At 72.0% G+C, this 5,986-nt stretch carries 5 protein-coding genes; 2 read left to right on the top strand and 3 right to left on the bottom strand.

Features of this window, described 5'->3' with window-relative positions:
• Positions 1 to 96 precede the first annotated feature (96 nt).
• Together ACFXGX_RS22485 and ACFXGX_RS22480 are read right to left on the bottom strand one after the other, a co-directional pair.
• Complete coding sequence (locus ACFXGX_RS22485) at positions 97 to 1,710, bottom strand: ABC transporter permease (RefSeq protein ID WP_384794039.1); 1,614 nt, start codon at positions 1,708 to 1,710, stop codon at positions 97 to 99.
• Positions 1,707 to 2,741, bottom strand: a complete 1,035-nt coding sequence (locus ACFXGX_RS22480; protein WP_384794036.1) for an ATP-binding cassette domain-containing protein — start codon at positions 2,739 to 2,741, stop codon at positions 1,707 to 1,709. The genes ACFXGX_RS22485 and ACFXGX_RS22480 overlap by 4 nt, the downstream gene beginning before the upstream one ends.
• Positions 2,742 to 2,843: 102 nt before the next feature.
• Here ACFXGX_RS22480 and ACFXGX_RS22475 point away from each other — a divergent pair, with 102 nt between their 5' ends.
• Entirely contained in the window at positions 2,844 to 3,344 is a 501-nt protein-coding gene (locus ACFXGX_RS22475; protein ID WP_384794033.1) for a GbsR/MarR family transcriptional regulator, read from the top strand.
• Positions 3,345 to 3,363: 19 nt separating this feature from the next.
• Here ACFXGX_RS22475 and ACFXGX_RS22470 read toward each other — a convergent pair whose 3' ends face one another.
• Positions 3,364 to 4,221 (bottom strand): diacylglycerol kinase family protein, encoded by an 858-nt coding sequence (locus ACFXGX_RS22470; RefSeq protein ID WP_384794030.1) that lies wholly within the window; start codon positions 4,219 to 4,221, stop codon positions 3,364 to 3,366.
• Between the two features lie 196 nt (positions 4,222 to 4,417).
• Here ACFXGX_RS22470 and ACFXGX_RS22465 point away from each other — a divergent pair, with 196 nt between their 5' ends.
• Positions 4,418 to 5,701 carry an adenylosuccinate synthase gene (locus tag ACFXGX_RS22465; RefSeq protein ID WP_355759307.1) on the top strand — a complete coding sequence of 428 codons (1,284 nt, stop codon included), beginning with the start codon at positions 4,418 to 4,420 and terminating at the stop codon, positions 5,699 to 5,701.
• The last annotated feature ends 285 nt before the right edge of the window (positions 5,702 to 5,986 follow it).

The raw sequence follows: 5,986 nt of genomic DNA, 5'->3' as shown, positions 1-5,986 counted from the left end.
CCACCCCGCCCCCGCGGGTTTGCCCGCTCCCGTCGGGCTCACCGCCCCCGTCGGGCGGCGCAACCGTGCCCCCGGCTGGTCGCGCCGCCGGGCCTCTCACGTCGCCAGGTCGCGGCGGCGCAGGCACGCCAGGCCCGCCGCCGTCAGGGCCGCCGCGATCGCGGTGAGGACGAGGACCGGTGTCCAGGCCATCGCGCCGCCCGGCAGCTTCGGCAGGTGGCCGAAGGGCGAGAGGTCCATGACGGCCTGCGGGATCTTCAGAGCGGGGCCGATCCAGCCGAGCACGAGGGCGAGGCCCGCCGCGGCCCAGGCGCCGGGGGCGACCCGGGGCGAGAGGCCGTACAGCAGGACGGCGAGGCCGCCCAGGGTCCAGACCGCCGGGACCTGGACCAGACAGGCGCCGAGGATCGCGCCGGACTCGGCGCCGTAGCCGAGGGCGAGCCCGAGTCCGCCGACCAGCATGATGAGGACCGTGCCGCCGAAGGCGAGGACGAGGTGTCCGCCGGCCCAGCGCAGCCGGCCGACGGCGGCGGCGAGCAGCGGTTCGGCGCGCTGGGAGGTCTCCTCGCCGTGCGGCCGCAGCACGGAGGCGACGATGTAGAGGGCGGCGACCATGCCCAGCATGTTCACCATGGCGGCGAGGAACGCGTCGGTGATCCCGGCCTGCCCGCCCATCCGCTCGATGATCTCGCGCGTCTTGGCGTTCTCGCCGACCAGGTCCGCGGCCCCCTTCGTGATGCCGCCGAACGCGGCGCCCGCCGCGAGGAAGCCGAGGCTCCAGCCGAGCACCGCGCCGCGCTGCAGCCGCCAGGCCAGCGCCCCGGCCGTGCCGAGACGGCCGGTCGCGGGTCCCGGCCGGGTGGGCAGGAAGCTCATGCCCAGGTCGCGCCGCCCGGCGAGCGCGTAGGCGGCGGCGCCCTGCGCGGCGACGGCCGTGGCGAACAGCGGCAGGACCCACCAGCGTTCGCCCGCGAAGGCGCGGACGTTCTCCAGCCAGCCCAGCGGTGACATCCAGGTCAGTACCGACGAGCCGTCGTCGGTCGCGGAGTCGCCCGCCGCCCTGAGGACGAAGGCGGCGCCGATCAGCCCGCCCGTCAGTCCCTTCGCGAGCCGCCCGCTCTCCGTCAGCTGAGCGGCGATCGCGGCCATGGTCGCGAAGACCATCCCGGTCGCGCCGATCGCGAGCCCCAGCGCCAGGGCCCCGGCGGCGCCCTGTCCGGCGAGGCCGACCGCGACGAGGAGGGCGAGGACGCCGTTGGCGACGAGTGCCGCGAGCAGGGCGGCGGTCAGCGGGGCCCGGCGCCCGACCATCGCGGCGGAGACGAGTTCCTGGCGCCCGCTCTCCTCCTCGTCCCGGGTGTGCCGTACGACGACGACCAGGCTCATGACGGCGGCGAGGACCCCGGCGTAGACGCCGATGCGCCAGGCGGTGAGCCCGCCGAGCGAGTCGCCGAACACCGGTCCGTAGGTGGCGCGCAGCGAGTTGCTGGCCAGCATCTGGCGCCCCAGGGCGGCGCGTTCGGCCGGGGTGCTGTAGACGCTCTCCAGCGAGGCCGGCAGGGACAGCACCATCAGCGCGGTCACGCCGATCCACAGCGGCATCATCACGCGGTCGCGGCGCAGCGCGAAGCGCAGCAGGGTCCCGGTGCCGGCCAGGGGGCGGGAGCCGCCGACGCGTGCGGCGAAGGTGCCCGCGGTCGTGGCGGTCATCGGGCCACCGCCCCTTCGGATCCGTCCGTCCGTACGTCGGATCCGTCGGTCCGTACGTCGGATCCGTCCGTCCGCGCGTCGTCCTGGTAGTGCCGCAGGAACAGCTCCTCCAGGGTCGGCGGGGTCGAGGTCAGGGACCGTACGCCGGAGTCGGTCAGCGAGCGCAGGACGGCGTTCAGCCGGCCGCCGTCGGCCTGGAAGCGGACCCGGTATCCGGACCCGTCGTGCCCGAGCCCGGTGTCCTGGACGTCGAGCTCGTGGACCCCGGGAAGCTCCGCCAGTCCGTTCGGCGGGCCGGTGAGTTCGGCGGTGACGCTGGTGCGGGTGAGGTGGCGCAGGTCGGTGAGGGAGCCGCTCTCGACGGTCCGGCCCGCGCGGATGATGCTGACGCGGTCGCAGAGTTCCTCGACCTCGCTCAGGATGTGCGAGGACAGCAGGATCGTGCGGCCGCGGTCGCGTTCCTCCCGGACGCACGTCTGGAAGACCTCTTCCATCAGCGGGTCGAGGCCCGAGGTCGGCTCGTCCAGGATGAGCACGTCGACGTCCGAGGCGAAGGCGGCGACGAGGGCGACCTTCTGACGGTTGCCCTTCGAGTAGGTGCGCCCCTTCTTGGTGGGGTCGAGTTCGAAGCGCTCGATCAGTTCGGCGCGCCGCGCCGGGTCGAGGCCGCCGGTCCGTCCGCCGCCCTGTCCGCCGCGCCGGGAACGGCCTCCGCCGTGCAGCCGCCCGTAGAGGTCGATGACCTCGCCGCCGGAGAGGTTGCGCCACAGGGTGACGTCGCCGGGGACGTAGGCCACCCGGCGGTGCAGCTCCACCGCGTCCGCCCAGGGGTCCAGGTCCAGCATGCGCGCCGTGCCCGAGTCGGCGCGCAGCAGGCCGAGCAGGACCCGGATGGTGGTGGACTTCCCGGAGCCGTTGGGGCCGAGGAAGCCGTGCACCTCACCGGCCTCGACCTCCAGGTCCAGACCGTCCAGTGCGTGCGTCCTGCCGAACGACTTGTGCAGTCCGGCGACGCTGATTGCCTTCGTCATGGCCCGAACGTACGCTTCTTTCAGAAATTTGTGAAGTTAAGGAAACGTATAAATACTGGATACACTCGACAGCGACGCGTGAGCAGGGGAGATGATCGGGAGATGGCGGAACCGAGTGCGGCGGAGCGGGACCCGGAGGCGGTCTCACGGTTCGTCGAGGGCTTCGCGGCCCAGCTCGTCGAGGCCGGGATGCAGCGGATGCCCGCCCGCGTCTTCGCCGCGCTGCTGGCCTCCGACTCCGGCGCCATGACCTCCGCCGAACTCGGCGAACAGCTCCAGGTCAGCCCCGCCGCCGTCTCCGGCGCGGTGCGCTACCTCGCGCAGCAGCACATGGTCTCGCGCGAGCGCGAACCCGGCTCGCGGCGCGAGCGGTACCGCGTGCACAGCAACCAGTGGTACGAGGCGCTGACCAACCGTGACGCGGTGCTCAAGCGCTGGGAACTGGCCCTGCGCGCCGGTGTCGACTCCCTCGGTTCCACGACCCCCGCCGGGCGGCGGCTCTCCGAGACCCTCGCGTTCTTCGAGTTCATCGACGGTGAGGTCGCCGCGATGATGGAACGCTGGCGCGCCCACCGCGAGACGCTGTTCGGCCAGGGCGGCTGACGAGGGGAACGGCCCCGTTTCAGGGTGCCGCCGGCAGGGTCAGGCCCCAGGCCGACTCCCGTACCGTCCAGGTGCGGGTCCGGACCGGGCCGCTCACCACGGAGTCCGCGCCGTAGCGGAAGTCCGCGCCGGAGACGGTGACCTTGTGGCCCAGCAGCCGCAGGGGCGAGGATCCGGCCGCCACGGACACCGCGCGCACCTCGATCTCGGCACCGGACCCCGAGCCCCCCGGCGTCACGGACACGGCTTCCACGGGCTGGTCCAGGTCCACCACGCACACCCCGTCGACCTCGATCCGCAGCCGGGAGGGCCCCGTCGTGGACACGGAGGCGAGCCGGGACGGCCGGGAGGCGAAGGTCCGTACGAGGGACTGGCAGGTGCGCAGCCACGGATGCCCGCCTGCCTCCTCCCCGGGTGCTCCCGCGGGCACCGGCGCCAGCAGCCGGGAGGGCGGCGAGGGGATGCGCAGCGCGCCGAGCACCACGCCGTCGCTGTCGTCCACGAGCAGGTCGAGCCGCCGTTCGGCCCCGTCGAGGACCGCCCTGGCCGCCGCCACGGCACCCATCGGCACCCCGAGCGAACGGGACAGCGACACCGCGCCGCCCACGGGCACGAAGGACAGCCCGCACGCGGCGAGTTCCCGCCGCCGGTGCAACAGCGACACCGCCCGCAGCAGGGACCCGTCGTCACCGATGACGACGGGTCGGCGCGCGCCCCGGCGGATCAGCGCCCGAGCGAATTCCTCGGGCCCTTCCGGGAGGCACACCTTTGTCGCCGCACCCGCGCTGAGCACGTCTTTCGCGATCCGGACGGACTCGCCGTCGGTTCGTCGGGCGACGGGGTCGATGACCACCAGGAGCTGGTCGGAAGCCGCCACCTCGGTCCTGCCTCGCTTCCTCGGGTAGCATCTTTCTGCAAGAGCCCCTTGCGCCTTTGCGCCAGGGGCTTCGTCTATTCCGGGGCATCCGGTCCGACGGTCGCGGCCAATGGTGGTCGCCGGTGTGCGCAGCCGTAGCCACGGTGGCGTACGTCCCCGACCTTGGACATGCCCCGCCCGGAAGGGGTGTACGCCTGTGCCCGCACTTGTGCTGCTCGGTGCTCAGTGGGGTGACGAAGGCAAGGGAAAGGCCACCGATCTGCTCGGTGGTTCCGTGGATTATGTGGTGCGCTACCAAGGCGGTAACAACGCCGGCCATACGGTAGTCGTGGGCGATCAGAAATACGCCCTCCACCTCCTCCCTTCCGGAATCCTCACGCCGGAGTGCACTCCGGTGATCGGCAACGGAGTCGTCGTCGACCCGTCCGTCCTGTTCTCCGAGCTGAACGGACTGAACGAGCGCGGCGTCGACACTTCCAAGCTGCTGATCAGCGGAAACGCTCACATCATCACGCCTTACAACGTCACTGTCGACAAGGTGACGGAACGCTTCCTCGGAAAGCGGAAGATCGGCACCACCGGGCGCGGGATCGGTCCGACATACGCGGACAAGATCAACCGCGTGGGTATCCGCATCCAGGACCTCTACGACGAGTCGATCCTCACCCAGAAGGTCGAAGCGGCGCTGGAGGTCAAGAACCAGCTCCTCACCAAGCTCTACAACCGCCGCGCCATCGAGGCGAGCCAGGTCGTCGAGGAGCTGCTGGGCTACGCGGACCGGCTCAAGCCGTACGTCGCGGACACCGTCCTGATTCTCAACCAGGCGCTGGAGCAGGACAAGGTCGTGCTCTTCGAGGGCGGCCAGGGCACGCTCCTGGACATCGACCACGGCACGTATCCGTTCGTGACCTCGTCGAACCCGACCGCGGGCGGCGCCTGCACGGGCGCCGGTGTCGGCCCGACCAAGATCAGCCGGGTCATCGGCATCCTCAAGGCGTACACGACCCGGGTCGGCTCGGGTCCGTTCCCGACCGAGCTGTTCGACGCGGACGGCGAGGCGCTGCGGCGCATCGGCCACGAGCGTGGCGTGACGACCGGCCGCGACCGGCGCTGCGGCTGGTTCGACGCGGTCATCGCCCGCTACGCGACCCGCGTGAACGGTCTGACCGACTTCTTCCTCACCAAGCTGGACGTCCTGACCGGCTGGGAGGAGATCCCGGTCTGCGTGGCGTACGAGATCGACGGCAAGCGCGTCGAGGAACTCCCGTACTCCCAGACCGACTTCCACCACGCGAAGCCGATCTACGAGACCCTGCCCGGCTGGTCGGAGGACATCACCAAGGCGAAGACCTTCGGTGATCTCCCGAAGAACGCGCAGGCCTACGTGAAGGCGCTGGAGGAGATGTCGGGCGCCCCGATCTCCGCGATCGGCGTCGGACCGGGCCGCACCGAGACGATCGAGATCAACTCGTTCATCTAGCGCGGAGCGGTGTCCGGACCAGTTTCCGGAACGGTCGTTTCCACGAGTACGCCCCCGGCCGACACCCGGGGGCGTACTCGTACCCCCGTGTACCCGTACCCCCGTGTACCCGTACCCCCGTGTACCTGTACTCCCGTGTACCCGTACCCACGGTTCCCTGCCGCCTGGTGGACGCGTGAGCCGAGCCGGCCGGGCCGGGGGGGGGGGGGGCGCGCGCGCGCCCCCCCCCCCCGGGCCGGGGGGGAGGGAGTAGAAGGTCATGGGTGCCAGGGGGGCGGTCACGGG

It is taken from the genome of Streptomyces sp. NPDC059371, assembly GCF_042751995.1.
GTDB lineage: Bacteria > Actinomycetota > Actinomycetes > Streptomycetales > Streptomycetaceae > Streptomyces.
Note: the sequence above shows the minus strand (reverse complement) of the source record. Positions and strands in the feature narration are given on the sequence as shown.

Bases quoted from the DNA above. Each gene is read 5' to 3' on its own strand.
- ACFXGX_RS22480 (WP_384794036.1), bottom strand. From the start codon at position 2,741: ATGACGAAGGCAATCAGCGTCGCCGGACTGCACAAGTCGTTCGGCAGG.
- ACFXGX_RS22475 (WP_384794033.1), top strand. From the start codon at position 2,844: ATGGCGGAACCGAGTGCGGCGGAGCGGGACCCGGAGGCGGTCTCACGG.
- ACFXGX_RS22485 (WP_384794039.1), bottom strand. From the start codon at position 1,710: ATGACCGCCACGACCGCGGGCACCTTCGCCGCACGCGTCGGCGGCTCC.